Origin of the sequence: Oceanivirga salmonicida (assembly GCF_001517915.1) — a bacterium.
In the GTDB taxonomy this organism is placed as follows: Bacteria; Fusobacteriota; Fusobacteriia; order Fusobacteriales; family Leptotrichiaceae; genus Oceanivirga; species Oceanivirga salmonicida.
On record NZ_LOQI01000167.1, the window covers coordinates 1 to 547 of the forward strand.

Consider the following 547-nt stretch of genomic DNA (forward strand, 5'->3'; position numbering starts at 1 on the left):
TTTTTCAGGAACGGCGTTTTTAGCGTGTAGTAGCGTTTGGCGATTACCGCGCTCAGCAGGTAGCACACCGCCGGAACGAGGGTAAACAAGGCGATAATGATGGTGAGGGTGGCGCTGTTCTGGGTTTTAGCCGCCGCGTCATAGCCGCCGCCTGCCAGCATCCAGCCGATCATCGCCCCGCCCAGCGCCAGGCCGAGCTTCAGCACGAACAGCGTGCCCGCAAAGCTGATGCCGGTCAGACGTTTGCCGTTGGTCCATTCGCCGTAGTCGACGGTATCGGACATCATTACCCACTGAATCGGCGTCACCAGCTGGTGCAGCACGCCGATAACGAAGATGAAGCCGAACATCAGCACGGTGGCATGCATCGGCACGAAGAACATCGCCACGCTGACCACCGCCAGCGCGGCGTTGGTCCACCAGAAGATGCTCACCTTGCACTTCCAGTCGGTGAGCGGTTTCGCCAGCGCCGAGCCAATCAGGTTGCCGACGCAGTAGGTGGTGAGGAAGGCGACGAACACCTCCGGCGAGCCCACGAGACCGGAGC

General features: G+C 61.2%; 1 protein-coding gene. It reads right to left on the reverse strand.

Features of this window, described 5'->3' with window-relative positions; all coding sequences use genetic code 11:
- The coding region (locus AWT72_RS08780; RefSeq protein WP_197407669.1) for an MFS transporter at positions 1-547 on the reverse strand (547 nt) is incomplete at both ends.